Genomic DNA, 790 nt, shown 5'->3' with positions numbered 1-790 from the left:
TTACATCGAAATGTTTTACAACCCGGTTAGACGCCATAGTTACAACAATGGGCTTTCTCCGGTAAGATTTGAACAGCAGTACCAAGCGAGGTTGGCAAGTGTCTAGGATATTGGTAGCGATTCAGGGTTTGAAAATGAAAAAGAAGCTGCTATCAATATCAATGTTGCTGACCTTAGGCATCCTAAGCGCTACCATAGCCCAAGCTCAGCCGTGGCCAGGAAAAGGTCCGGGACCATATGCCCCATATGGCGCAGGTCAATATGGAGCAGGAAATCCCTATGCCCAGCAACTGAATGAGCTTGCGGTAAAAGATCCAGTAAAACATGACGGCTGCTATACGCAGGCTAATGAAAAGAATCTACGTCAAGAGTCAAGGTGGAAATTTATGCTCGAATGTATGAAAAAATAAATACCTCAATGAGGTGCAATTGAATGAGGATCAAATGGCATGCTAATCCTTTTGTACTTTTATTAGCTTTATTCGCAATGCCAGTTTCTGCCGAAAAAATTAGCATGCCATCTGATGCGCCCAAGTCTTATGACGCGGAGTTCGCTAGTTGTCATATGGACGTATTCTTTTTATCTTGTGGTGAGTGGTGCTTCGCCTAGTTTGACCCGGTAGTCCCGGGGATATTTAGAATCTCCGAAGGTCTGCTTAGGGTCTTGATTTCAACCCGTCGATGCAACAGTTAGGGCAAAACGTTCTGCCGGTGTTTGATAGTTTAGTGTTTTTCTAGGACGTTCATTGAGTTGCCTTGCTACAGCATTGAGTTTGGCTTGGGAGTAATT

1 protein-coding gene and 1 pseudogene are annotated in these 790 nt (G+C 44.2%); one reads left to right on the top strand and one right to left on the bottom strand.

Annotated features, from left to right (window positions below):
* The first annotated feature begins 134 nt into the window (after positions 1-134).
* Entirely contained in the window at positions 135-410 is a 276-nt protein-coding gene (locus ICN30_RS11530) for a hypothetical protein (protein ID WP_216275785.1), read from the top strand.
* Between the two features lie 260 nt (positions 411-670).
* Here ICN30_RS11530 and ICN30_RS11525 read toward each other — a convergent pair.
* Positions 671-790, bottom strand: a pseudogene (locus ICN30_RS11525) (IS30 family transposase); the annotation flags it as partial.

It is taken from the genome of Polynucleobacter sp. 31A-FELB, from assembly GCF_018882405.1.
Taxonomy (GTDB): Bacteria; Pseudomonadota; Gammaproteobacteria; order Burkholderiales; family Burkholderiaceae; genus Polynucleobacter.
The sequence above is the reverse complement of the archived record's forward strand: the minus strand, read 5'-3'. Positions and strand labels throughout refer to the sequence as shown.